This window comes from Streptomyces sp. NPDC048442, from assembly GCF_040651475.1.
Classification (GTDB): Bacteria; Actinomycetota; Actinomycetes; order Streptomycetales; family Streptomycetaceae; genus Streptomyces.
Genome location: NZ_JBEZKB010000024.1, coordinates 83,802 through 108,345, shown reverse-complemented (window position 1 = coordinate 108,345; position 24,544 = coordinate 83,802). Strand labels below are relative to the sequence as shown.

20 protein-coding genes and 2 pseudogenes are annotated in these 24,544 nt (G+C 71.3%); 7 read left to right on the top strand and 15 right to left on the bottom strand.

Annotated elements, in window-relative coordinates; translation table 11 throughout:
• Positions 1-121: 121 nt before the first annotated feature.
• The 3 genes from argH to phsA form a co-directional block, all read right to left on the bottom strand.
• Entirely contained in the window at positions 122-1,549 is a 1,428-nt protein-coding gene (gene argH, locus AB0D18_RS29890) for an argininosuccinate lyase (protein ID WP_362425289.1), read from the bottom strand.
• A gap of 108 nt (positions 1,550-1,657) precedes the next feature.
• A complete protein-coding gene (locus tag AB0D18_RS29885; protein ID WP_362425287.1) occupies positions 1,658-2,851 on the bottom strand; it encodes an argininosuccinate synthase in 1,194 nt (397 codons plus the stop codon).
• A 165-nt stretch (positions 2,852-3,016) separates the two neighbouring features.
• Positions 3,017-4,891, bottom strand: coding sequence for an O-aminophenol oxidase PhsA (phsA, locus tag AB0D18_RS29880; protein ID WP_362425461.1), 1,875 nt, complete (start codon positions 4,889-4,891; stop codon positions 3,017-3,019).
• Positions 4,892-5,192: 301 nt separating this feature from the next.
• Here phsA and AB0D18_RS29875 point away from each other — a divergent pair, with 301 nt between their 5' ends.
• Genes AB0D18_RS29875 through AB0D18_RS29860 form a run of 4 tightly spaced genes read left to right on the top strand, consistent with a single transcriptional unit; the run spans position 5,193 to position 9,192 of the window.
• A complete protein-coding gene (locus AB0D18_RS29875) occupies positions 5,193-6,551 on the top strand; it encodes an NAD(P)/FAD-dependent oxidoreductase (RefSeq protein WP_362425284.1) in 1,359 nt (452 codons plus the stop codon).
• 42 nt (positions 6,552-6,593) lie between these two features.
• Positions 6,594-7,838, top strand: coding sequence for a hypothetical protein (locus AB0D18_RS29870; RefSeq protein WP_362425281.1), 1,245 nt, complete (start codon positions 6,594-6,596; stop codon positions 7,836-7,838).
• Between the two features lie 43 nt (positions 7,839-7,881).
• Entirely contained in the window at positions 7,882-8,472 is a 591-nt protein-coding gene (locus tag AB0D18_RS29865; RefSeq protein ID WP_362425278.1) for a pyridoxamine 5'-phosphate oxidase family protein, read from the top strand.
• Positions 8,473-8,481: 9 nt separating this feature from the next.
• On the top strand, positions 8,482-9,192 hold the full coding sequence (locus AB0D18_RS29860; RefSeq protein ID WP_362425275.1) for a L,D-transpeptidase family protein: 711 nt from the start codon (positions 8,482-8,484) through the stop codon (positions 9,190-9,192).
• Here the strand turns inward: AB0D18_RS29860 and AB0D18_RS29855 are convergent.
• Positions 9,179-9,352 carry a hypothetical protein gene (locus tag AB0D18_RS29855; RefSeq protein WP_362425272.1) on the bottom strand — a complete coding sequence of 58 codons (174 nt, stop codon included), beginning with the start codon at positions 9,350-9,352 and terminating at the stop codon, positions 9,179-9,181. The genes AB0D18_RS29860 and AB0D18_RS29855 overlap by 14 nt on opposite strands.
• 48 nt (positions 9,353-9,400) lie before the next feature.
• On the opposite strand from AB0D18_RS29855, the gene AB0D18_RS29850 reads away from it, so the two are divergent.
• Complete coding sequence (locus tag AB0D18_RS29850) at positions 9,401-10,375, top strand: bile acid:sodium symporter family protein (protein ID WP_362425269.1); 975 nt, start codon at positions 9,401-9,403, stop codon at positions 10,373-10,375.
• Between the two features lie 79 nt (positions 10,376-10,454).
• Here the strand turns inward: AB0D18_RS29850 and AB0D18_RS29845 are convergent, their stop codons facing one another.
• Genes AB0D18_RS29845 through argC form a run of 5 tightly spaced genes read right to left on the bottom strand, consistent with a single transcriptional unit; the run spans position 10,455 to position 15,346 of the window.
• Positions 10,455-11,003 (bottom strand): arginine repressor, encoded by a 549-nt coding sequence (locus AB0D18_RS29845; protein ID WP_362425458.1) that lies wholly within the window; start codon positions 11,001-11,003, stop codon positions 10,455-10,457.
• A gap of 5 nt (positions 11,004-11,008) precedes the next feature.
• Positions 11,009-12,217: an acetylornithine transaminase gene (locus AB0D18_RS29840; RefSeq protein ID WP_362425266.1), complete on the bottom strand. Its 1,209-nt coding sequence runs from the start codon at positions 12,215-12,217 to the stop codon at positions 11,009-11,011.
• A complete protein-coding gene (gene argB / locus AB0D18_RS29835; RefSeq protein WP_362425264.1) occupies positions 12,214-13,158 on the bottom strand; it encodes an acetylglutamate kinase in 945 nt (314 codons plus the stop codon). Before argB ends, AB0D18_RS29840 begins: the two co-directional genes overlap by 4 nt.
• An 11-nt stretch (positions 13,159-13,169) precedes the next feature.
• Entirely contained in the window at positions 13,170-14,321 is a 1,152-nt protein-coding gene (gene argJ / locus AB0D18_RS29830; protein WP_362425261.1) for a bifunctional glutamate N-acetyltransferase/amino-acid acetyltransferase ArgJ, read from the bottom strand.
• Positions 14,318-15,346, bottom strand: a complete 1,029-nt coding sequence (gene argC, locus AB0D18_RS29825; RefSeq protein ID WP_362425258.1) for an N-acetyl-gamma-glutamyl-phosphate reductase — start codon at positions 15,344-15,346, stop codon at positions 14,318-14,320. Before argC ends, argJ begins: the two co-directional genes overlap by 4 nt.
• Before the next feature lie 199 nt (positions 15,347-15,545).
• Here argC and AB0D18_RS29820 point away from each other — a divergent pair, with 199 nt between their 5' ends.
• Together AB0D18_RS29820 and AB0D18_RS29815 are read left to right on the top strand one after the other, a co-directional pair.
• Positions 15,546-16,139 (top strand): MauE/DoxX family redox-associated membrane protein, encoded by a 594-nt coding sequence (locus AB0D18_RS29820; RefSeq protein WP_362425255.1) that lies wholly within the window; start codon positions 15,546-15,548, stop codon positions 16,137-16,139.
• A 120-nt stretch (positions 16,140-16,259) separates the two neighbouring features.
• Positions 16,260-17,027 carry a hypothetical protein gene (locus AB0D18_RS29815; RefSeq protein ID WP_362425252.1) on the top strand — a complete coding sequence of 256 codons (768 nt, stop codon included), beginning with the start codon at positions 16,260-16,262 and terminating at the stop codon, positions 17,025-17,027.
• Positions 17,028-17,139: 112 nt separating this feature from the next.
• Here AB0D18_RS29815 and AB0D18_RS29810 read toward each other — a convergent pair whose 3' ends face one another.
• The 6 genes and pseudogenes from AB0D18_RS29810 to AB0D18_RS29785 form a co-directional block, all read right to left on the bottom strand.
• On the bottom strand, positions 17,140-19,359 hold the full coding sequence (locus AB0D18_RS29810) for an NADP-dependent isocitrate dehydrogenase (protein ID WP_362425249.1): 2,220 nt from the start codon (positions 19,357-19,359) through the stop codon (positions 17,140-17,142).
• Positions 19,360-19,581: 222 nt separating this feature from the next.
• Entirely contained in the window at positions 19,582-20,496 is a 915-nt protein-coding gene (gene sigJ / locus AB0D18_RS29805) for an RNA polymerase sigma factor SigJ (protein ID WP_362425246.1), read from the bottom strand.
• A gap of 194 nt (positions 20,497-20,690) precedes the next feature.
• Positions 20,691-21,566, bottom strand: a complete 876-nt coding sequence (locus AB0D18_RS29800) for a hypothetical protein (protein ID WP_362425243.1) — start codon at positions 21,564-21,566, stop codon at positions 20,691-20,693.
• 241 nt (positions 21,567-21,807) lie between these two features.
• The gene (locus tag AB0D18_RS29795; protein ID WP_362425240.1) at positions 21,808-22,182 is read right to left on the bottom strand and encodes a nuclear transport factor 2 family protein; all 375 of its coding nucleotides are present in this window, start codon (positions 22,180-22,182) and stop codon (positions 21,808-21,810) included.
• 263 nt (positions 22,183-22,445) lie between these two features.
• A pseudogene (locus AB0D18_RS29790) lies at positions 22,446-23,831 on the bottom strand (carboxylesterase family protein); the annotation flags it as partial.
• Between the two features lie 153 nt (positions 23,832-23,984).
• Positions 23,985-24,434 (bottom strand): annotated as a pseudogene (locus tag AB0D18_RS29785) (GNAT family N-acetyltransferase); the annotation flags it as partial.
• Between the last annotated feature and the right edge of the window lie 110 nt (positions 24,435-24,544).

Genomic DNA, 24,544 nt, shown 5'->3' with positions numbered 1-24,544 from the left:
GCGCGGGGCTGTATCGATATGCGGCTCCGCCGCGTGGGCGCGATCAGCCACGACGTACCCGCACGACACCCACCACCCGCAGCCAGCACCAGCCCCCACCGGCCCGCACCCCGCGAACCCGCTACCTCTTGGCCGTCGCCCACTCGTGCTGCGCAGCCAAGTCCGCCTTCAGCTCGGCCAGTTGGACGGCGACGGCCGAGGGCGCCGTACCCCCGCGCCCGTTGCGCGACGCCAGCGCGCCCGGCACGTTCAGCACCGTCCGCACCTCCGGCGTCAAGTGCTCGGAGATCTTGGCGAACTGAGCGTCCGTCAGCTCGTCCAGTTCGATGCCCTGCTGCTCGCACTCCTTGACGCACTCGCCCGCGACCTCGTGCGCGACACGGAACGGCACGCCCTGCTTGACCAGCCACTCCGCGATGTCGGTGGCGAGCGAGAAGCCCGCCGGGGCCAGCTCCTCCATCCGCTCGCGGTTGACCGTGAGGGTCGCCATCATGCCGGTGAAGGCGGGGAGGAGGACTTCGAGGGTGTCGCAGGAGTCGAAGACCGGCTCCTTGTCCTCCTGGAGGTCCCGGTTGTAGGCGAGGGGCAGCGCCTTCAGGGTGGCCATCAGGCCCGTCAGGTTGCCGATCAGGCGTCCCGACTTGCCGCGCGCCAGCTCCGCGATGTCCGGGTTCTTCTTCTGCGGCATGATCGACGAGCCGGTGGAGAAGGCGTCGTGGAGGGTGACGAAGGAGAACTCCTTCGTGTTCCAGATGATGATCTCCTCGGCGATCCGGGAGAGGTTCACGCCGATCATCGCGGTGATGAACGCGAACTCGGCGACGAAGTCCCGGGACGCCGTCCCGTCGATGGAGTTGCCGACCGAGCCGTTCTCGAAGCCGAGGTCGGCGGCGACCGCCTCCGGGTCGAGGCCGAGCGAGGAACCCGCCAGCGCCCCCGATCCGTAGGGCGACACGGCAGTCCTGGCATCCCACTGCCGCAGCCGCTCCGCGTCCCGGGCCAGGGGCTGTACGTGGGCGAGGACGTGGTGCGCGAAGAGGACCGGCTGGGCGTGCTGGAGGTGGGTGCGGCCCGGCATCGCGACGTCCGGGTGTGCCTCGGCGAGGCCGATCAGCGCGTCCTGGAGTTCGGCGATCAGGCCGCCGATGATCCGGGCGTGGTCCCGGAGATACATCCGGAAGAGGGTGGCGACCTGGTCGTTGCGGGACCGGCCGGCCCGGAGCTTGCCGCCGAGGTCTGCGCCGAGCCGTTCGATGAGGCCCCGCTCCAGTGCGGAGTGCACGTCCTCGTCGGCGATCGTACCGACGAAGTCGCCGGATGCGACGTCCGCTTCGAGCAGGTCGAGCCCGGCGAGCATGCGGGTCAGTTCGTCGGCGGTGAGCAGGGCGGCCTTGTTCAGGACGCGGGCGTGGGCGCGGGATCCGGCGATGTCGTACGGCGCGAGAACCCAGTCGAAGTGGACGGAGGCGGACAGTTTGGCCAGGGCCTCGGCCGGACCGTCCGCGAACCGGCCGCCCCAGAGCCGACCTTCACCGGTGTTGCTGCTCACAGCTGGAACTCCTCAAGGATTCGGGTGTGCGGTCGCCTCCCCGCGCACAGGGGCGGGGAGGCGACGAGTCAAACGGGTCGTACGAGTCGTACGGGTAACGACGCGGGCTCAGGCGAGGTCGCGGCGGGCCGCGATCTTCGAGGACAGACCGAAGATCTCGATGAAGCCCTGGGCCTTGGACTGGTCGAAGGTGTCGCCCGAGTCGTAGGTGGCCAGGTTGAAGTCGTACAGGGACTGCTCGGAGCGACGGCCGGTGACGACGGCCCGGCCGCCGTGCAGGGTCATCCGGATGTCCCCGGTGACGTGCTGGTTGGCCTCGTTGATGAAGCCGTCGAGGGCGCGCTTGAGCGGGGAGAACCACAGGCCGTCGTAGACCATCTCGCCCCAGCGCTGCTCGATCTGCCGCTTGTAGCGGGCGAGTTCGCGCTCGACGGTGACGTTCTCCAGCTCCTGGTGGGCGGTGATCAGTGCGATCGCGCCCGGCGCCTCGTACACCTCGCGGGACTTGATGCCGACGAGGCGGTCCTCGACCATGTCGATCCGGCCGATGCCCTGCGCCCCGGCCCGCTCGTTGAGCTGCTGGATCGCCTGGAGGACGGTGACGGGTGTGCCGTCGACGGCGACCGGGACGCCCTCCTTGAAGGAGATGACGACCTCGTCGGCCTCGCGCGGTTCGGCGGGGTTGGCGGTGTACTCGTAGATGTCCTCGATCGGCGCGTTCCAGATGTCTTCGAGGAAGCCGGTCTCGACGGCGCGGCCGAAGACGTTCTGGTCGATGGAGTACGGGGACTTCTTGGAGGTGGCGATCGGGAGGTTCGCCTTCTCGGCGAACGCGATGGCCTTGTCGCGGGTCATCGCGTAGTCCCGGACCGGGGCGATGCACTTGAGGTCGGGGCCGAGTGCGGAGATGCCGGCCTCGAAGCGGACCTGGTCGTTGCCCTTGCCGGTGCAGCCGTGGGCGACGATGCCGGCGCCGTGCTTGTGGGCGGCGGCGACGAGGTGCTTGACGATGGCCGGCCGGGAGAGGGCCGAGACCAGCGGGTAGCGGTCCATGTAGAGGGCGTTGGCCTTGATCGCGGGGAGGCAGTACTCCTCGGCGAACTCGTCCTTGGCGTCGGCCACTTCGGCCTCCACCGCACCGCAGGCGAGTGCGCGCTTGCGGATGACGTCCAGGTCCTCGCCGCCCTGACCGACGTCCACCGCGACGGCGATGACCTCGGCGCCCGTCTCCTCGGCGATCCAGCCGATGGCGACGGAGGTGTCAAGACCGCCCGAATAGGCGAGTACGACGCGCTCGGCCACTGCTCTCTCCTCACGTGCTTGCGATCACCGCAATGCCCATGCAGTGATAGGCATAACTATGCAGAGGTCCGTATGTTTTGTCAAAGCAGGGGAAAGCAGTGGAGGGGAGGGGCCGCCGTCTCCGGCGGCCCCTCCCCTCCACTCAGCGGCAGCAGCGCCGGCGGCTCAGTGGTGCCCGCCGTGCCCCGCCCCGTGGTCGAACTTCACGGCCTCCGGCGGCATCACCACGAAGGGCCGCATCATCCCCATGTCCTCGTGCTCCAGCAGGTGGCAGTGGTACATGAAGCGCCCGTACGCCCCGTCGAACCGCCCGATCACCCGCAGCAGCTGCCCCGGCGGAACCAGGAAGACGTCCTTCCAGCCGCGCTCGTTGGGAGCGAGCGGAATCTTCCTCCCGGGGTCGAACTCCACCGGCGTCCGGGTCCCGCCGGCCCCGAGGTCGAAGCCCTCGACCTTGTACGCGTCGCGGCCCATCAGCTGGAAGTCGGTGAGGTGGATGTGCATCGGGTGACGCGGTCCGCCGAGGTTGAGGAAGCTCCACTGCTCGTACGCGCCTTCGGCGATGGTGAAGCCGAGTCCGTCGTTGAAGGTCCGGGCGGTGCGCCGGTAGGTCTTCACCTTCCCGTCGGAGCCCTTGAGCTGGATGACCCCGTCGGCCGGCAGTCGGACTCCGGCCGCCTCGCCCTCCGTCAGCTCGGCCATCTCCCAGATCTCCGGGTGCCCGCCGCCGCCGACCGTGCCGGGGGTGGTGAGCACGATCAGCCGGTGGTTGTGCTCGACGTCCGCGTGCTCGTACTTGCGGAAGGACCCGGACAGCACCTCGGGCAGCTCGAAATCGCCTGAGCACTCCTCCTCGCTCACCCGGAACTCCATGACCTGCGGATACCGGACGTCATTGGCCGCGTCCGGCACTCCGGCGGGCTGCGCCCTCCCCTTGTTGACCAGCCGTACGCGCCGGCCCGCCAGCCCCCGGAAGTCGATCAGGAGGTCCATCCGCTCGGCGGGCGCCACGGTCAGTGTGGGCAGCTCCCCGTCGAAGTCGACCGGCACCGGGTGCGGCAGCAGGCCGCCGTCGCTGCCGATCTGGTGGAGGACGCCGGGGAGCGGTTCGTTGTCCTCGTCGACCAGGACGAGGTTGTAGACGCGGGCGTTGGAGGCGTTGACCAGGCGGTAGCGGTACCAGTCGGCGGCCACGTCCTGGTACGGCCAGATGCGGCCGTTGACCGTGGTGTACGGGCCGGTGAAGGGCAGCGTCACCGGCTTCTTGGTCTCGGCGTTCTCCGGGTCGACGATCACGGTCTTGTGCAGCAGCCGCCCGTTCAGGCGGCCGACCTCGTCGGTGTCGAGGTTGCGGTCGACGAGGATCAGCGGCAGCTCGCGGTCGCCGGACGGCAGCCCGAGCGCGTCCTCCTCGTCGTCGCGGACCAGATAGGTGCCCACCAGCCCGGCGAAGACGTTCCACCGGGTGATGTTCATGGCGTGGTCGTGGTACCACCACTGGACGGCCTGGTGGTCGTTCGGGTACTCGGACAGCTGGGCGTCCCCGAAGCCGACCGCGTTGTCGGCCCATCCGTCGTTGCCGCCGCCGGTCTGCGCGCCGTGCAGGTGTGTGACGGCCCAGGCGGGCAGTGCGGCGACGTCCTTGTGGGGCTCCGCGCCGCCCCGGCCCGGCTCGGTGGAGGCGGGCGGCTCACCCGCCGGGCGGGCCGGCACCTCGACGACGGTGACCGGGTACTCGCTGCCCTTGGGGATGCGGTTCGTCCAGGCGATACGGATGCGCTGGCCGCGCCGCACCTCGATGGTCGGGCCCGGCACCGTACCGCCGTAACCCCACATCAGGGTGGGCGGCAGCCGGCGGTGCAGCCTGGCCCAGGTGGGGCGCAGGGCGATCTCGGTCTCCCGGCGCACGTCGCCCTGCTCGCCCGCGTACGGGCGAAGGACCGGCGGGACGGTCAACTCGTCGACGAACGGCTGGAGTTCGTGCTCTCCCGCGCTCCACTCGGCGATCTTCTCGCCGATCCTGCGGGTCAGCTCTTCGATGATCTCGGTCAAGGTGTTTCCCCCGTACCAGTACTTCGTTTCCGTGCTCGTGTCGGTGCTCGTTGCGGTGCTTCCTTCTCCTGGTAAGACCCGTCCCGGGTGGCCGAGGTTTTCCGCCGTAGCCGATCTGTCCGAAATTGGGCCGAGTGGTGCTGCATCCGCCCAGGTCAGGCAAATCCGGTGCTTCCCGGCCCGCTGGTTTCCCGCCGCGCACCCCGAACGCACCCCGCCGACGCGCGGCCCCGGCGATGAGCCCCGATGCTGGTAAAGATTCCCGACGTACCGAAGGAGCAGTGGACCCATGACGCGACCGAGGATTGTGGTGGTCGGCGCAGGCTTCGTCGGGATCGAGTGCCTGCACCGGCTGGAGCGCAAGCTCTCCCCGCGCGACGCCGAACTGATACTGATCTCGCCGACGGACTTCCAGCTCTACCTCCCGCTGCTCCCCCATGTGGCGGCGGGCGTCCTCACCCCCCAGTCCGTCGCGGTCTCGCTCCGCCGCCGCCTGCGCCGTACGAAGATCGTGCCCGGTGTGGCGATCGGCATCGACGCGGCGGCCAAGGTGTGCATCGTGCGCAGGGCGACGGGCGAGGTGACCGTCAAGCCGTACGACCACCTGGTCATCGCCGCCGGTTCCACCACCCGCACCTTCGACATCCCGGGCCTCACGGACCACGCGCTCGGGGTGAAGACGCTGGCCCAGGCCGCGTACATCCGCGACCACGTGATCGCCCAGCTCGACCTGGCGGCGGCCGCCGTCGACGAGGAGGAGCGCAGGGCCCGGCTCCAGTTCGTGGTCGTGGGCGGCGGCTACGCGGGCGTGGAGACGGCCGCCTGTCTGCAGCGGCTCACCACCAACGCCCTCAAGCGCTACTCCCGCCTGGACCCCGCCCAACTGCGCTGGCACCTGGTGGACGTGGCCCCCCGCCTCCTCCCTGAGCTGGGCGAGAGGCTCGGCATCAAGGCGATGGCGATGCTCCGCGAGCGCGGCATCGAATTCTCGCTGGGCACCTCCGTGGCCTCCGTCGACGAGAACACCGTCAAGCTCACCGACGGCCGCACCCTCCCGTCCCGCACCCTCATCTGGACGGCGGGCGTCGCCGCATCACCCCTGGTCACCACGCTCGGCGCGGAGACGGTACGCGGCCGCATCGTCGCCTCGAACCAGCTCACCGTCCCCGGCTACCACGGCCTGTACGCGGCCGGCGACGTGGCCGCGGTCCCCGACGTCGCCAAGGGCGGCGACGCGATCTGCCCGCCGACCGCCCAGCACGCCCAGCGCCAGGGCAAGGTCCTCGCCGACAACATCGTGGCGAGCATGTCCGGCACCCCCCTGAAGCCGTACATCCACAAGGACCTCGGCCTGGTCGTGGACCTGGGCGGCATGGATGCCGTCTCCAAGCCCCTGGGCATCGAACTCCACGGCCTCCCCGCCCAAGTGGTGGCCCGCGGCTACCACGTGATGGCGCTGCCGACGCTGACGGCGCGCACCCGCGTGCTGGTCAACTGGGGGCTGAACGCGTTCGCGGGCGACGACTTCGTCCGCACCGGCTTCCAGGACAACAGGCCCAAGACCCTCCAGGACTTCGAGCGTACGAAGTCGTACCTGTCGCAGGACGAGGTGAAGAAGTACAGCGAGACGCTGCGGACCAAGGCGTAATCCGCTTTTCGCCGCGCGGCCCGCTTACGTAGCCTCACCAGGGTGAACCTCACTGACACTGCGGCCACCGCCGGGGAGCCCCCGGGTCCCACCCGGGCGCTCCTCGACGTCCGGGACCCCCGGGCCTGGGTGGCGCTGGATCTCGACACCCGGGCGGCGCTGCGCCGGGCGTACCTCTGGGGCGGAGCCCGGGAGCCCGAACCCCTCGCCCCCGTCCTCGGCGAGCGGGCCCTCGCGGTCGCCCTCTGCCATGCCGACGGCCGGACCCGTGAGACTGCCGTCCGCCGGGCGGCCGACTGCCCCGCCCTGCTGCCGCTCGTCGCGATCCGCTGCACGGACTGGGCGGCTCCGGTACGCCGCCGGGCGTTCGCCCTGCTGCGTACCGCTCTGCCCGCCCTCCCCGTGGGCGCCTTCTGCGACGTCGCGGCCGTGGTCCTGCGCGTGGCACCGCGCCACCGCGGAGGGCCGGCGCTCGCACTGGTCGAGCAGCAACTCCACGGCGCGGAGGCCGAGTTCGTCGCCGGGTGCCTTGCCGCGCCCGACCGGCTCGTGCAGCGCCTCGCCGCCCGGGTCGTCATCGGGCGGGGCCTGTTCACCCCGCTCCGGCTGGCCGGGGCCGCCGCGACCGGCGCCGACATCGCGGTACAGGACCGGTTCGCCCAGGCCGCCGCCGCCTCGCTGCCCGGCGAAGCGGCGGAGGAGGAGGTGGCAGCGGTGCTCGCCCTGCTGCTCGGTTCCCGGCAGCCCCGCGTCCGCGCCACCGGCGTCACCGCCCTCAACCGGCTGGGCCTGCCCGCCCGCGCCGAGCCGTTCCTCGCCGACCGGGCGCCGATCGTACGGGCCTGCGCCCGCTGGGTGCTGCGGCAGCACGGCGGCGACCCACTGCCCCGCTACCGGGAGCTCTGCGCGGACCCGGACCGGCTGGAGCGTACAACTGCCGCCGCCCCGGCAGGACTTGGTGAATGCGGTGAGCGTGCGGACGCCGCCCTGCTGCGGCCTCTGCTCGCTCACCCGCTCCCCCAGGTCCGCGCCCAGGCCGTCGTCGGACTGCGCGCCCTCGACGTCACCACCGTCGACGCGTTGCTGCCGCTCGTCGACGACCCGGCCGCCGCCGTGGTCCGGGCCGCCACCGAGGCACTGCTGCCGTCTGCCGACCGGCTGCCCGAGCCGTGGTTCGCCGAGCGCCTGGCCGAAGGGGTTGCGCATCCCACCCGTATCGCCGCGACGCGGCTGCGGCAGGCCGGCAGGCGGCACTTGGGCCCCTACGGCCACCGTCCCGCTCCGTGACCCCGCCGACCGCAGCGCCGTTGACCGCTGCACAATGGGCCGCATGGGAAAGACTCACGAACGGATAACCGGCCGGCTGCGCGCCTTCATCGAGGCGCAGCCGATCTTCTTCACGGCCACCGCACCGCTGTCGGGTGACGGGACCATCAACCTCTCCCCCAAGGGCCTCAAGGGCTCCTGGGTGGTGCTGGACGAACTCACCGTCGCCTACCTGGACTTCGCGGGGAGCAACGCCGAGACCGTGGCGCACCTGCGGGAGAACGGCCGCATCACGCTCATGTGGACCGCCTTCGAGGGGCCGCCGAACATCGTGCGCGTCCATGGGCAGGGTGAGCCGGTCTTCCGCGACGACCCCCGTTTCCCCGAACTCCTCGCACGTTTCGACTCGATCGACGTCACGCAGCACGGGCTGCGGGCGATCATCGTGGTGTCGGCGGAGACGGTCCGGGACACGTGCGGTTACGCCGTGCCGTTCATGACGTACGACGAGGACCGGACGCTGCACGGCTCCCGGTTCGCGCGCGAGGACGACGAGTCGCTGTCGGCGTACTTCGCGAAGAAGGACGACATCGCGACGAGCATCGACGGCTTGCCGGGAGTGCCGTTGCCGCTTCCGCCGCTGCATGTCTCTTAACGTCTGGGGATGACCTCGCTGCGCGCTGCCGCCGGTTCCGCCGCCTCCGCCGTCCTGATCGCCGTCCTCGCCCTGCCGGGCGGGGGGACGCGGGACCCGCTGCCCGCGCGGATGGCCGACACCGGCGGCGGGCGCCAGCTCATCACCGCCGTCGCCGCCGATGCGCGGGCGACGACGGGCACGGTGGCCTGGTGGGACCGGCGGGGCGGGCGGTGGGTCGAGGCGGGAAGGGCCCCGGCACGGTTCGGGGCGAAGGGCCTCGTGGAGGGCGCCGTGCGGGTGCAGAGCACGGACACCACGCCGACCGGGCTGTACGACCTGCCGTACGGGTTCGGGGCCGAGGCCGCACCGGACGGCACGGAGGTCGCGTACCGGCGGGTCGGCCCGAAGTCCTGGTGGTGCCAGGACAATCGGTCGCTCTCCTACAACCGGTGGGTGGAGGGGCTGCCGAAGGACTGCCGCCCCGGCGAGGCCGAGAAGCTCGACGCGTACGGGAGGCAGTACGCGCACGCGCTGGTCGTCGGGTTCAACTACGCGAAGCCGGTACGGGGGCGTGGCGCGGGCATCTTCCTGCACGTCAACGGGCGGGGGGCGACGGCCGGTTGCGTGTCCGTGCCGGCGGACGCCATGCGGGAGATCCTCCGGTGGGCCGAGCCGTGGCGGCGGCCCCACATGGCGATCGGGACGGCCGGCGGGGCGACGGCGATCACTCGGTACTGAGCACGCTGCCGAAGCCGTTGCCGACGCCGTTGCTGAAGCCGTGCCGCAGCCTTGCCGACGCCGTGCCGCAGCCTTGCCAACGCCGTACCGCAGCCGTGCCGAAGCCGTTGCCGAGGCCGCCTTCGACACCGCCGCGGACCGCTGCGTGTAGCGACCACATACCGAGACGGTGTTGCGCGGAACGCCCGCCGGGGCGTTGCATCACGGCGTGCGTACCGAATCCGAATCCCCGTCCGGCATAGCTCCCACCAGCAAGAACGACAGCGATCGTGGAGCCCGCCTGGCCGTCACCGTCTTCCCGGCGCTCGTCCTCCTGGCGGGGGTGCTGGGGCTCGTCACCCCGGGCACCTTCGCCGGCTGGAAGACCTCCGTGCCGTACCTGCTCGGCATCGTCATGTTCTGCATGGGCCTGACGATGACTCCGCTGGACTTCAAGGGGGTCGCGAAGCGCCCGTGGGCGGTGGCGCTCGGACTCGGCGCGCACTACGTGATCATGCCGGGGCTCGGCTGGCTCATCGCCCACGCGCTGAACCTGCCGCCGCAGCTCGCGGCCGGCGTGATCCTGGTCGGCTGTGCGCCCAGCGGCACCGCGTCGAACGTGGTGACGTATCTGGCCCGGGGTGATGTGGCGCTGTCGGTGTCCGTGGCGACCGTCTCGACGGTCCTCGCGCCGCTGGTCACACCTCCGTTGACGCTGCTGCTGGCGGACGAGTACCTGCCCGTGGACGCCGCTTCGATGGTCGAGGACATCCTCAAGACCGTGCTGCTGCCGGTGATCGCGGGGCTGCTGGTGCGGCTGCTGGCCGGGCGGTACGTGGACCGGGTGCTCGGTGCGCTGCCCTGGCTGTCGGCGGCGACCATCGCGGTGATCGTGGCGGTCGTGGTGGCGGGGAGCGCCGCCGCGATCAAGTCGGCGGCGCTGCTCGTCTTCGTCGCGGTCGTCCTGCACAACGGGCTCGGCCTCGCGCTCGGCTACGGCGCCGGAAAGCTGGCCCGGCTCGGGACGCCCGCGAGCCGGGCGATGGCCTTCGAGGTCGGCATGCAGAACTCGGGCCTCGCCGCCTCCCTGGCCACCGCCCACTTCAGCCCGCTGGCCGCGCTGCCCTCGGCCGTGTTCTCGGTGTGGCACAACGTGTCGGGCGCGCTGGTCGCGGCCTGGATGTCCCACCGCAAGCCCCACTAGGTGCGCGGGGACTGCGCGCTCAACCACGACGCACCCGCGGAGAACCGACGGCGCCCAGTGGCAGTTTCCGGCGGACCGCTCAGCGCTCCTTCTGCGCCAGCCGCAGCAGGTGGTCGGCCAGGGCCTGGCCGCCCGCCGGGTCACGGCTGATCAGCATCAGTGTGTCGTCGCCCGCGATCGTGCCGAGGATCGCGCGCAGCTCCGCCTGGTCGATGGCCGAGGCCAGGAACTGGGCGGCGCCCGGCGGCGTGCGCAGCACGACCAGGTTGGCGGACGCCTCGGCGGAGATCAGCAGTTCGGCGGCGAGGCGGCTCATCCGCTCCTCCTTGGCGGACTCGCCGAGGGGCGCCTGCGGGGTGCGGAAGCCGCCCTCGCTGGGCACCGCGTAGATCAGCTCGCCGCCGGTGTTGCGGATCTTCACCGCGCCGAGCTCGTCGAGGTCGCGGCTGAGCGTCGCCTGGGTGACGCTCAGCCCGTCGTCGCTGAGGAGCTTGGCGAGCTGGCTCTGCGAGCGCACCGGCTGCCGGTTGAGGATGTCCACGATCCGGCGGTGGCGTGCGGTCCGGGTCTGCGGTACCGCGGGCCCGCCGTTGCCGTGCTCGTTGTCCCGCGCCTGCGCCTCGGTCATCGTCGTCATTCTCCGGATCGTTGGTCCCCGTGTGCTGCGGCGTACGCCTCGTCGAGGACGCCGGGGAGGGTCTGGAGGAAGGCGTCCACGAGGTCGTCCCCCATGGTCAGGGCGGGCATCAGCCGTACGACATCGGGGGCGGGCGCGTTCACCAGGAAACCGGCGTCCTGAGCCGCCCGCTGCACCTGGGGAGCGAGGGACTCGGACAAGACGATACCCAGGAGCAGGCCCGCGCCCCTGACGTGGGAGACCAACGGGTGTCCGAGTGACCGGATCCCGTCACGCAGTTTCTCGCCCTTGCGCTTGGTTTCGTCGAGCAGTCCGTCGGCGGCGATGGTGTCCACGACGGCGATTCCGGCGGCGCACGCGACGGGGTTGCCGCCGAAGGTGGAGCCGTGGTGGCCGGGCTTCAGGAGGTCGGCGGCCGGGCCGTACACGATCGTCGCGCCGAGCGGGAGGCCGCCGCCGAGGCCCTTGGCAAGCGTGACGATGTCCGGGTCGATGCCCACCTCGGCCTGGTGGGCGAAGAAGTGTCCGGTGCGTCCCGTGCCGGTCTGCACCTCGTCGAGGACGAGCAGCGTGCCGGTGGCGCGGGTGATCTCGCGGGCTGCCAAGAGATAGCCGGGCGGCGGTACGACGACGCCGATCTCGCCCTGGATCGGCTCGATGACCAGCAGCGCGGTGTCCTCGGTGACCGCCGCGCGCAGCGCTTCCACGTCTCCGTACGGTACGTGCGTGACGTCGCCGGGCAGCGGCAGGAACGGCTCGCGCTTGCCTTGCTGGCCGGTGAGGGCGAGGGCGCCCATGGTGCGGCCGTGGAATCCGCCGGTCGTGGCGACCATGTGGGTACGCCCGGTGAGCCGGCCGATCTTGAAGGCGGCCTCGTTGGCCTCGGCGCCCGAATTGCAGAAGTAGACGCGGCCGGGGCGGCCGGAGGCCTCGATCAGCCGTTCGGCGAGCGCGACGGGCGGCTCGGCGACGTAGAGGTTGGAGACGTGGCCGAGGGAGGCGATCTGGTGGGAGACCGCCGAGACGATCGCGGGGTGCGCGTGGCCCAGGGCGTTGACCGCGATGCCGCCGACGAAATCGGCGTATTCCTTGCCGTCGGCGTCCCAGAGCCGGGAGCCTTCGCCGCGGACGAGGGCGAGCTCGGGGGTGCCGTAGTTGTCGGTGAGGGCGGACTGCCACCGCCCGGTGAGGTCGGCGTTGCTCATGCCTGGGGCTCCTGCTGCTCGTCGGGCACGACCATCGTGCCGATTCCTTCGTCCGTGAAGATCTCCAGCAGGATCGAGTGCTGGACCCGCCCGTCGATGACGCGGGCGGTGGTGACGCCGTTGCGTACGGCGTGCAGGCAGCCCTGCATCTTGGGGACCATGCCGCTGGCCAGCTCGGGGAGCAGCTTCTCCAGTTCGGTCGCCGTCAGGCGGCTGATGACGTCGTCGCTGTGGGGCCAGTCCTCGTAGAGGCCCTCGACGTCCGTGAGGACCATGAGCGTTTCGGCGTCCAGCGCCGCAGCGAGTGCCGCAGCTGCCGTATCAGCATTGACGTTGTAGACATGTCCGTCGTCCTGGGAGCGGGCGATCGAGGAGACGACGGGAATGCGGCCGTCGGCGAGGAGCGCCTCGATGGCGCCCGTGTCGATCGCGGTGATTTCGCCGACCCGGCCGATGTCGACGGCCTCGCCGTCGATCTGCGGGAAGTGCTGGGTGGCGGTGATGGTGTGCGCGTCCTCGCCGGTCAGGCCGACGGCGAGCGGGCCGTGCTGGTTGAGCAGGCCGACGAGCTCGCGTTGCACCTGGCCGGCCAGGACCATCCGTACGACGTCCATCGCCTCGGGCGTGGTGACCCGCAGTCCGGCCTTGAACTCGCTGACGATGCCCGCCGCGTCGAGCTGCTTGCTGATCTGCGGGCCGCCGCCGTGCACGACGACCGGCTTGAGACCGGCATGGTGCAGGAAAACGACGTCCTGGGCGAACGCCGCCTTGAGGTCCTCGTCGACCATGGCGTTGCCGCCGAACTTGATGACGACGGTCTTGCCCTGGTGACGGGTCAGCCAGGGCAGGGCCTCGATGAGGATCTGCGCCTTGGGGAGGGCGGTGTGCTTGCGGGCGGTGGGGTGCGCCGGTGCGGCGGCGGTCGTGGGGTCGCTGCTCATGTCTTCGGCGCTCATGAGGAGTACGCGCTGTTCTCGTGGACGTAGTCGGCGGTGAGGTCGTTCGCCCAGATCACGGCGGACTCGGAGCCCTCGGCGAGGTCGGCGGTGATCTTGATCTCCCGGTAGCGCATGTCGACCAGGTCGCGGTCGTCGCCGACGGAGCCCTTCTTGCAGACCCAGACGCCGTTGATGGCGACGTTGAGTGCGTCCGGGTCGAAGGCGGCCTTCGTGGTGCCGATGGCTGAGAGCACCCGGCCCCAGTTGGGGTCCTCGCCGTGCAGGGCGCACTTGAGGAGGTTGTTGCGCGCGATGGACCGGCCCACCTCGACGGCGTCGTCCTCGGTCGCCGCGTTGATCACCTCGATACGGATGTCCTTGCTGGCCCCCTCGGCGTCGCCGATCAGCTGCCGGGCGAGGTCGTCGCAGACGGTACGCACCGCAGCCGCGAACTCGTCGTACTCCGGGGCGACTTGAGAAGCCCCCGAGGCGAGCAGCAGCACCGTGTCGTTCGTCGACATGCAGCCGTCCGAGTCGACCCGGTCGAAGGTCTGCCGGGTCGCGTCGCGCAACGCCTTGTCGAGTACGGAGGCTTCGAGGTCGGCGTCGGTGGTGAGGACGACCAGCATGGTGGCCAGGCCGGGGGCGAGCATGCCCGCGCCCTTGGCCATGCCGCCGACGGTCCAGCCGTCGCCCTCCGCCACCGCCGTCTTGTGCACGGAGTCCGTGGTCTTGATGGCGATGGCGGCCTTCTCGCCGCCGTGCACGGACAGCTCGGTGGCGGCCTTCTCGATGCCGGGGAGCAGCTTGTCCATGGGGAGGAGCACGCCGATGAGGCCGGTCGACGCGACGGCGACCTCGCCCGCGCCGAGGTCGAGCACCTCGGCCGCCTTCTCCGCCGTGGCGTGGGTGTCCTGGAAGCCCTTCGGCCCCGTACAGGCGTTGGCACCACCGGAGTTGAGGACGACGGCGGAGATCTCGCCGCCCTTGACGACCTGCTCGGACCAGAGGACCGGGGCGGCCTTGACGCGGTTGGAGGTGAAGACGCCCGCGGCGGCTCGGCGCGGTCCGGTGTTGACCACGAGGGCCAGGTCCGGGTTGCCGTTCGCCTTGATTCCCGCGGCGATGCCCGCCGCGGTGAATCCCTGTGCTGCCGTGACGCTCACGGTGCTACTCCGATCGTGGTGAGCCCGGTGGACTCGTCGAGTCCGAGGGCGATGTTCATGCTCTGTACCGCGCCGCCGGCGGTGCCCTTGGCGAGGTTGTCGATGGCGCTGACGGCGACGATGCGGTGTGCGGCGGCGTCGTACGCGACCTGGATCTGGGCGGCGTTGGAGCCGTACACGGAGGCGGTGGCGGGCCACTGCCCCTCAGGGAGGAGCCGTACGAACGGCTCGCCCGCGTAGGCCTTCTCGTACGCGGCCCGTACGTCCTGCCCCGTCACCCCCGGCTTCGCCTTCGCGCTGCTGGTGGCGAGGATGCCGCGCGGCATCGGTGCCAGCGTCGGCGTGAAGGAGACGGTGACCCGCTCCCCCGCGACCGCGCTGAGGTTCTGGATCATCTCGGGCGTGTGCCGGTGGCCGCCGCCCACGCCGTACGGGGACATGGAACCCATGACCTCGGAGCCGAGCAGGTGCGGCTTGGCCGCCTTGCCCGCGCCCGAGGTGCCGGACGCGGCGACGATCACGGCCTCCGGCTCGGCCAGCCCCGCCGAGTACGCCGGGAAGAGTCCGAGGGAGACGGCCGTCGGGTAGCAGCCGGGCACCGCGATGCGCTTGGACCCCGCCAACGCGGCGCGGCCGCCCGGAAGTTCGGGCAGTCCGTACGGCCAGGTGCCGGCGTGCGGGGAGCCGTAGAACCGCTCCCAGTCGCCCGCGTCCGCCAACCGGAAATCCGCCCCCATGTCGACGACCAGGACGTCGTCACCGAGCTGCTCGGCCACCGCGGCGGACTGGCCGTGCGGCAGCGCGAGAAAGACAACGTCGTGTCCGGCGAGCACCTCGGCAGTGGTCGGCTCCAGCACCCGGTCCGCGAGCGGCCCGAGGTGGGGCTGCAGCGCACCGAGCGCCTGCCCCGCGTTGGAGTGCCCGGTCAGGACGCCGATCTCCACGTCGGGGTGCGCGAGGAGAAAGCGGAGCAGCTCCCCGCCCGCATATCCACTCGCACCAGCCACTGCTGCCCTGACCACCATCGGAACCCTCCTTGTCGATGGCATGACTATACGTACAGGCGTAGTTTTATGCAAAGCGTTGACCAGGTAGCGGCAACCCGGACAGGCTCAGTCCGTGGGGCGCAAGCAGCGACTTGTTGGCGGAATGACACCTGTTGTGCATGGGGCGCGTGGGGATACATTGCGGCTGCCTGAATACCGGGGGGATGTGAGGTCGGCTGTGGAATACGTCGTGCTGGCGTGCCGCGTACTGGTCGGATTCGTGTTCGTGGCCTCCGCAGCGAGCAAGCTGCTCTCGGTCGCGTCGTTCCGGTCGTTCGTGACGGCCACCCGTGACATGGCGGTCCCCGCCCAGCTCGCTCCCGCCGTCGCGGTCGGCGTGGTGGCGGGAGAGGTCGCCGCGGTGGTGCTGGTGGTGCTGTGGCCGGGCGGGGTGGCGGGCCTCGTGGTGGCGGGGGTGCTGCTGGTGGGGTTCACCGCCGGGATCGCGGGCGTGCTCCTGCGCGGGAAGGACCAGTCCTGCAACTGCTTCGGGTCCACCACCGCGCCGATCGGCCCCCGCCACCTGGTGCGCAACGCGGCGCTGCTGGCGGTGGTCGCGGCCGGGCTGCTCTGCCAGACCCCCTGGGAAAGCCGGACGCACTGGACGGGAGTGGTGGCGGCCGTTGTCGCCGGGCTGATCGGGGCGGTGCTGGTGCTGTCCACCGACAACCTGGCGGAACTCTTCGCCAGGGGTTCCGCGGGAACCGCCGAGCAGGCGCCCGTGCCGGACGGCGACCGTACCGCCGGGGTAAGGGTGAACGGCCGGGGCTGACGGGCGGCCCCGCCCCTGCCTTGCTCGCGACTTGCTCGCGATGCGTACTGCCCGTGGAGCAGTACGGCTGTCTCCTGGGGTACGACGCCCCGAGGGCGGCCGTGGCCGAGTCTGTACGACATGACGACGACCCTCGCACTCCCCTCCCGCGCCCTGCGCCCCGTCGAGCGTGCCTGCGTCCTGGTCGGCCTGCTGCTCCTCGCGTCCGGACTGCTGCACCTGGTGGTCTTCGCGGTGGACGGCGGGCCGTGGACCGGGCCGGTGTCGTGGCGCAAGCCGGTGACGTTCGGGCTGTCCTTCGGGGTGACGCTGCTCGCGGTCGCGTGGGTGGCGTCGTACCTGCGCATCGGGGAGCGGACGCGGGCCGTGGTGCTGGGGCTGTTCGCGGCGGACTGTGTGCTGGAGGTCGGCGGGATCACCCTCCAGGCGTGGCGGCACCGGCCCTCGCATCTCAATATGGAGACCGGTTTCGACTCTGCCGTGTCGATGTCTCTGGCGGCCGGCGGCGGGCTCCTCGTGGTGCTGCTGACGGTACTGGCCGTGGCGTCGTTCCGGCGCCGTCCTGCCGGACCCGCCGGGATGGCGCTCGCCCTGCGGGCCGGGTTCGCGGTGCTGCTGGTGGGGCTGGCTTCGGGGGCGGCGATGATCGCGCGCGGGGTGGTCCTGACCCGTACCGGGCACCAGCTGGACGCGTACGCCTCGACGGCCGCGCTGAAGCCGCTGCACGGGGTGAGCCTGCACGCGGTGCTGGTGCTGCCCTCGCTGGCCTGGCTGATGTCGGTGCGTACGGCGTGGAACGAGGACGTACGCGAGCGGGTCGTGCGGGGCGGGGTGTGGGTGTACGGGGCGGCGGTGGCGGGAGCGGCCGCCTGGGGGATCTTCGCCTGAACACGTTCTCGCCCGAACGCGCCCTCACCTGAGAACAGGGCTGCCCCGGACGGTGAAGTACCGTCCGGGGCAGCCCTGTTGACGCAGAGTCAGACACTCTACAAGGCTAGGCTCAGGCGAGGATCGAGAGCGCCTGGTTCAGCGTCTTCGACGGGCGCATGACGGCCGCGGCCTTCTTGGCGTCCGGCTGGTAGTAGCCGCCGAGCTCGACCGGCGAGCCCTGCACGGCGATCAGCTCGTCGACGATGGTCTGCTCCTGCTCGGCCAGCGTCTTGGCGAGCGGGCCGAACGCCTCGGCGAGCTTGGCGTCGGAGGTCTGCTTGGCCAGCTCCTGGGCCCAGTACAGGGCCAGGTAGAAGTGGCTGCCGCGGTTGTCGATGCCGCCGAGCTTGCGGCTCGGGGACTTGTCCTCGTTGAGGAAGGAGCCCGTGGCGCGGTCCAGGGTGTCGGCGAGCACCTGGGCGCGCGCGTTGCCCGTCGTGGTGGCGAGGTGCTCGAAGGAGACCGCCAGGGCCAGGAACTCACCGAGGGAGTCCCAGCGGAGGTAGTTCTCCTTGACGAGCTGCTGGACGTGCTTCGGGGCGGAGCCGCCGGCGCCCGTCTCGAAGAGGCCGCCGCCGTTCATCAGCGGGACGACGGACAGCATCTTGGCGCTGGTGCCCAGCTCCAGGATGGGGAAGAGGTCCGTGAGGTAGTCACGGAGCACGTTGCCGGTGACGGAGATGGTGTCCTCGCCGCGGCGGATGCGCTCCAGGGAGTAGGCGATGGCCTTCTCCGGCGACATGATCTCGATCGTCAGGCCGTCCGTGTCGTGCTCGGCGAGGTACGTCTTGACCTTGGCGATGAGCTGCGCGTCGTGCGCGCGGTCCTCGTCCAGCCAGAACACGGCCGGGACGCCGGTGGCGCGTGCGCGGGTGACGGCCAGCTTGACCCAGTCCTGGATCGGGAGGTCCTTGGTCTGGCACATCCGGAAGATGTCGCCCGCACCGACGGCCTGCTCCAGGACGGCGTTGCCGGCGGCGTCGACGACGCGGACCGTACCGGTGACCGGGACCTCGAAGGTCTTGTCGTGGCTGCCGTACTCCTCGGCCTTCTGTGCCATCAGACCGACGTTGGGTACGGAGCCCATGGTCGACGGGTCGTAGGCGCCGTGGGCGCGGCAGTCGTCGATGACGACCTGGTAGATGCCCGCGTACGAGGAGTCCGGGAGGACCGCGAGGGTGTCGGCCTCGCCGCCGTCCGGGCCCCACATGTGGCCGGAGGTGCGGATCATGGCCGGCATCGAGGCGTCGACGATGACGTCGGACGGCACGTGCAGGTTGGTGATGCCCTTGTCGGAGTCGACCATCGCCAGCTCCGGGCCCTCGGCGAGCTCGGCGTCGAAGGACGCCTTGATCTCGGCGCCCTGGGGCAGGCCCTCAAGGCCCTTGTAGATGCCGCCGAGGCCGTCGTTCGGGGTGAGGCCGGCCGCGGTGAGCACGTCGCCGTACTGGGCGAAGGTCTTCGGGAAGAACGCGCGGACCACATGGCCGAAGATGATCGGGTCGGAGACCTTCATCATCGTGGCCTTGAGGTGCACGGAGAAGAGCACGCCCTCGGACTTGGCGCGGGCGAGCTGCGCGGTGAAGAACTCGCGCAGGGCGGCGACGCGCATCACGGCGGCGTCGACGACCTCGCCGGCGAGAACCGGGACCGACTCGCGCAGGACGGTGGTGGAGCCGTCGTCGCCGACCAGCTCGATGCGGAGCGAGCCCGCGTCGGCGATCACGGCGGACTTCTCGGTGGAGCGGAAGTCGTCGACGCCCATGGTGGCGACGTTCGTCTTCGAGTCCGGGGTCCACTTGCCCATGCGGTGGGGGTGGGCCTTGGCGTAGTTCTTCACCGAGGCGGGGGCGCGGCGGTCGGAGTTGCCCTCGCGCAGGACCGGGTTGACGGCGCTGCCCTTGATCTTGTCGTAGCGGGCGCGGACGTCCTTGTCCTGGTCGGACTTCACCTCGTCCGGGTAGTCCGGAAGCGCGTAGCCCTGCGCCTGGAGCTCGGCGACCGCGGCCTTCAGCTGCGGGATCGAGGCCGAGACGTTGGGAAGCTTGATGATGTTCGCGCCGGGCGTCTTGGCCAGCTCGCCGAGCTCGGCAAGCGCGTCATCAATACGCTGCTCCTCCTTCAGGAACTCGGGGAAGCTCGCGATGATGCGGCCGGCCAGGGAGATGTCGCGGCTTTCGACCGTGACACCGGCCGTGGAGGCGTAGGCCTCGACGACGGGCAGGAACGAATACGTCGCGAGGGCCGGGGCCTCGTCGGTGTGCGTATAGATGATGGTCGAGTCAGTCACCGGGTACTCCGCTCCACGTCTGCAACATTGCTTGACGTCAAGATATCTCGTAAGCGCGGCTCGGGGCGAAGCGGGGCGGGCGCCCCGGGCTGCACCCGGGGCCCGGACTACGTCCGCGCGTCCTCGAACGCCGGACGGGCTGAGACACCCAGGGGCGCGGGGAACCGCGCGACCAGCCCCCACGCACCCGCACGAAGCCCCCGGCCCCCTACTCGCTACTCACTACTCGGACAGGAAGCTCAGGTCCAGCGCAGCCAACCGCTCCGGATCCGCCAGAACGTTCAGTTCGACGACCTTCCCGTCCACCACCGTGAAGTCCATGACCGACAGCGGCCGGCCGTTGATGACCGTGACCAGCCCCGGCACCCCGTTGACCAGCGCGATCCGCGCGAACTGCGCCGCCCGCGAGAACATGAGCGCGTTCGAGACGACCTCCCGCGCCCCCCTGATCACCCTCGACGCCCCCGGCAGCGTCGCCCCCGCGTCCGCCCGCAGCACGCACTCCGGGTCAAGGAGAGCCAGCAGCCCGTCGAAGTCGCCGCCCCTGGACGCCGCCAGGAACGCGCCCACGACCTCCCGCTGACGTACCGCGTTCGTGTCCGGTGCGGGCGCGGTGCCCTGGACCCGCCGGCGGGCCCGGCTCGCAAGCTGCCTGGTTGCCGCCGGGGTCCGGTCCACCAGCGGCGCGATCTCCTCGAAGGGCACCGCGAACATGTCGTGGAGGACGAAGGCGAGCCGTTCCGCAGGCCCCAGCGTCTCCAGTACGACGAGCAGCGCGAGCCCCACCGAGTCCGCGAGCACCGCCTGCTGCTCCGGGTCGGCGTCGTCGCGGCGCACGATCGGGTCGGGGACGTGGGTGTCGTCGAGCGGGTCGAGCGGGGCCTCGCGGCGCGAGGTGCGCGAGCGCAGCTGGTCGAGGCAGACGCGGGCGACGACGGTGGTCAGCCAGCCTGGCAGGTTGTCGATGCTGCCCGCGTCCTGACGGCCGAGCCGCAGCCAGGCCTCCTGGACGGCGTCCTCGGCCTCACTGGAGGAACCCAGCATGCGGTAGGCGACACCGCGCAGACGGTCGCGGTTGGCCTCGAACTGCCCGGCCAGGAAGTCGGGTTCGCTCTGCGGGGTGCGTGCGGATTCCATCGGGCCCTCGTTCTCGTCTTCGTAAGCGGTCGTAAGGTCGCAACAGACTGACGATCCTCGGACGGCGAATGTGACGGGAACGGGTTCGGGTTCGGGGTCGAGGCCGGGTTCGGGTCGGGTTCGGGTCGGGTTCGGGGCCGACGGCAGGGACCCCGAACCCGGTCGACCCGGGCCCGGACCGGGCTACGAGGCCTTCACTTCACCAGCCGCACCGTGCTGACGATCTTGCGTACCGTAGCGTCCGGGACTTCCTCCGGCACCCCCTTTGCGCCGACGAACGACCAGGACACCAGCTTGCCGGCGCCGCCCGTGAAGGCGAAGGTGCTGACCTTGCCGTCGGTCGTGCACTTCCCCGCGACCGTCTCGCCGGTCTCCTCGGGCTCGCCCACCCCGCCCGGCCTACCTGCCTTGCTGGGCCTGCTCGGCTTGCTGGGTTTGCTGGGCCTGCCCGGCTTGACCGGGTTCTTTCCCGCCTTGGCCGCCTTCTGCGCGAGTCCGGTCGAAGTGGCCGACGCCAGGCTTCCCTTGAGGCCCGATGCGGTGGTGTACGGCTGCGCGGGGCCCGCCTTCGCCCGGGTGCGGTCGGGCTGCGTGTACGCGCCGTAGAGCCACAGGCCCGCAGTGTTCCGGGCCGCCTCGTCGGCGCTCTTGGCGTGACTCTCGCCGCGCGAACCGGCCGAGGCGAGCGCGGTCTCCTCCCTGTTGCCGTCCCTGTCGTCGTCGGACGTGCACCACTGTTCCTTGAGGATCCCGGGGGCGGTGAAGCCGACGAGGGGCTTCTCCTGCGGGTCGGTGTTCTCGGCGACGTAGCTGACCCAGCTGGACTCCTTGCGGTCCCACTGCGGCGGTACGTCGAAGGCGATGCCGAGCTTCGGGTTCACGACGGTCTTCCAGCCCGCGACGACCGGCTTCGGCGGGACGTACTTCCCCCGTATGTTGCTGGGCTGCGCCTTGGGGGCCGAGGGGGTGGCGGTCGGCTTCGGGTCGACGGGGCCGGCGTCCTTCTTGTCGTTGCACGCGGTGAGCCCGCAGGCGGCGACCAGCACGGCCGCCGCAGCGCCGACGGTCACGGTTGTCCGCCGGCGGCCTCTGCCGGGCGCCGGACCCCGGGGCGGTCGCGGCGGCACCGGCCGACCCTGCTGCGGAAGCTGCTGAAGCTGCTGGAGCGTCTGGAGCTGCTGGAGAGGGAAATTCGTCTGCTGTTGCGGCGGGTTCTGTCCTGCCCCCGACGGCTGCTGTCCTTGCCACATGAGAAGCCACCATAGGAACCACTGACCGGACCCCGGCCCACCACCCCCTGACATGAGCCCGTCAGGCGCCGGGCACCCGGTCCAGGAAGCCCTTGACCGAGGAGACCCGGCCGTCCTCGGCGAGCGTGGCGACGTCGAAGCCCGCCACGGGCGCGGACCCGTCGGCCAGGGAGACCAGCTCCCAGCCGAAGCGCACGATGTCGTGGTGCCCGTCCGGCTCGCCGCTCAGCCGGAACTCGAAGCCGGGGAACTGGGCGAGCGCCCCGGCGATCATCGCGGTCAGTTCCGCGTGCCCGCGCACGTCGGCCGCCGGGTCGGTGTAGGCGGCGTCCTCGGTGAAGGCGGCTTCGACGGCCTTGGCGAGGTCGTCGGCGCCGGTGGTGGTGTTCCAGGCGGCGAAGTAGCGCTGGAGTGCGGTTTCGAAAGCGGCGCTCATGGTCGTGTCCTCATTCTTCGTCGGTCCGTGTCTTCTCGGCTGTGCGTGCCGGCCGGGAACGTTCCCGGCAGAAGTACGATCTCCCGCCGGCCCGGCATCGTCGATTACTCCAGAGGTAACTCCCCTGCGGCTCAGGGCATTTCCGCTGACACCGCTCAGGACGATTGCGGGGTGATGCCCACACCCCGCCACAGCTCGCGCGGCGGGCCGTCCCCCGTGGGCGCGCCCCAGATCCGTACCGCACCCGCGTCCGTTCCGTCGTACGGCGGCCAGCCCGGGTCGCCTGTGGCCGCGAACCCGGCCCAGGCGCGGACCAGTTGCGCGGACAGCTCGTCGTCCTCGGCGGTCGGCGGCCCGCCGATCAGGAACTCCAGGCGGGGGTCGTGGTGGTTGCCGAAGGCGAAGGGGATGTCGGCGCAGTGCCAGGCGCGCACCACGGGCCGCCCCGCCGAGTCCGTACGGCGGCGGGCAAAGCGGGAGAGGAAGGTGCGGCCACCGGCGCGGACGTGGGCGTCGGCGACGCGGTTGCTGTACTCGGCGAACCTCAGGTCGCCGAAGAGGGCGAGGTAGACGTCGAGGACGGAGGCGTCCGGCAGCCGATCGCGGTAGCCCTCGACGAGGGCTGCGGGAAGCCCGAAGTCCTCGCCGAATGCGGCCAGTTGGGGTTCAGTGGTGATCTTCGCGCTGCTGCCGACCGCGTCAAGCAGCCAGTACTCCTCGGTGGTGTGGCAGACCAGGAGGTCCACCCCTTCCACAGGCGCGGCGGCGTGTGCGGCGAGAGGGTCGGCGGGCAGGACGGTGCCGTCGGCGACCGGCCCGTACAGGACGGGGTCGTAGTGGCGGGCGCCGAAGCCCGGGTCCCGGCGGAGGGTCTCGGCCACCTGGTCACAGGCGGCGACCAGGGCCTGCGGGGAGGCGGCGACGAGCCCTTCGGCGGTGCAGGGGACGCCTGCGGCGGCAGCGATCCAGCGGGTGTTCTCGGCCGCGGTGTCCCGTGAGAAGCACGGGCCGACGGCGCTGTGCGCGACGGCCCGCCGGAACAGCCCGCGCGCCCCGTCCATGAGCATCAGGCTCACCACGGAGGTGGCCCCGGACGACTGTCCGGCGACGGTCACCCGGTCCGGGTCGCCGCCGAAGGCCGCGATGTTCGTACGTACCCAGCGCAGTGCGGCGGCCTGGTCGAGGAGGCCCCGGTTCTCCGGGTACGCGGCGTCGCCGCCGGGGACGTGCCCGAAGCCCTCGAAGCCGAGCCGGTAGTTGACGGTGACCACGACCAGGCCCGCCCCGGCCAGGACCGTGCCGTCGAAGTCGGGCTGGGCGGAGGAGCCGAAGGTGTAGGCGCCGCCGTGGAACCAGACGAGCACGGGCAGCGGTTCGTCCGCGCGCACGGCCCCCTCGCCGGGAGCCCATACGTTGAGCGTGAGGACGTCCTCGTCGCCGGGCGACCAGGCAGGCGCACCGGGCAGCTCCGCCGACTGCGGACTGACCGGGCCGAATGCGGTGCAGTCCCGGATGCCGTCCCAGGGAGCCGGCGACTGCGGAGCCCGGAAGCGGTGCGGGCCGAACGGCGGTGCGGCGTAAGGGATTCCGAGGTGGGCGGTGATACCGGGGGCGGCCGCCAGGCCCCTTACCCGGCCCTGCTCGACCCGTACGACGGCGGCTTCGGGCGCAGCATCCGCCGAATCCGCAGAGTCCGCCGAACCCCCAGAGTCCGCCGAATCCCCAGAGTCCGCCGGCCGGAGCAGGCGCTCCCACCGGACCTCGCCGTCCTCCCACTTCTCCGTCGGCTCCAGTCCGGCGGCCCTGGCGACGGCCTGTGAGGCCAGGTGTTCCGGGTGGACGTGGGCGCACAGCGCGCCGATGCCCGGCTGTCCCGACAGCCAGTCCGCCAGGCCGCGGGCCGCCTCGGTCGCGATGCCGCGGCCCTGCCAGTCGGCACCCACCACCCAGGCGATCTCGGCGACCCCGCCCTCGACCGTCGCCTGGACGGTGCCCGCCAGGCGGTTCTCGTCGCGCAGCCTGAGCACCCAGTTGAACCAGCCGACGGCCGGGGCCTGCGGGCCGCCCTCCAGGCGTACGTACCGGGTGTGCAGCGCTTCGGCGGACAGCGGTTCCCCGCCGATGAAGGTGTGCAGGGCGGGGTCGGCGAGGACCGTGGCCATCTCCGGGGCGTGCCCGGCGGTGAGGGGGACGAGGTCGAGCCGGTCGGTCCTGAGAACCTCGGACTGCGGCAGTTGTGGCGTGCGGGGCATGCGGTGCGGGTCTCCGTCTGTCGGTGTGCCGTCACGTTAGCCGGACGCCCATCCATGGCCCCAGGGGGTTTCCGTGGCTCGATCCGTCCCGTCCGGGCGTAACTTCGCCT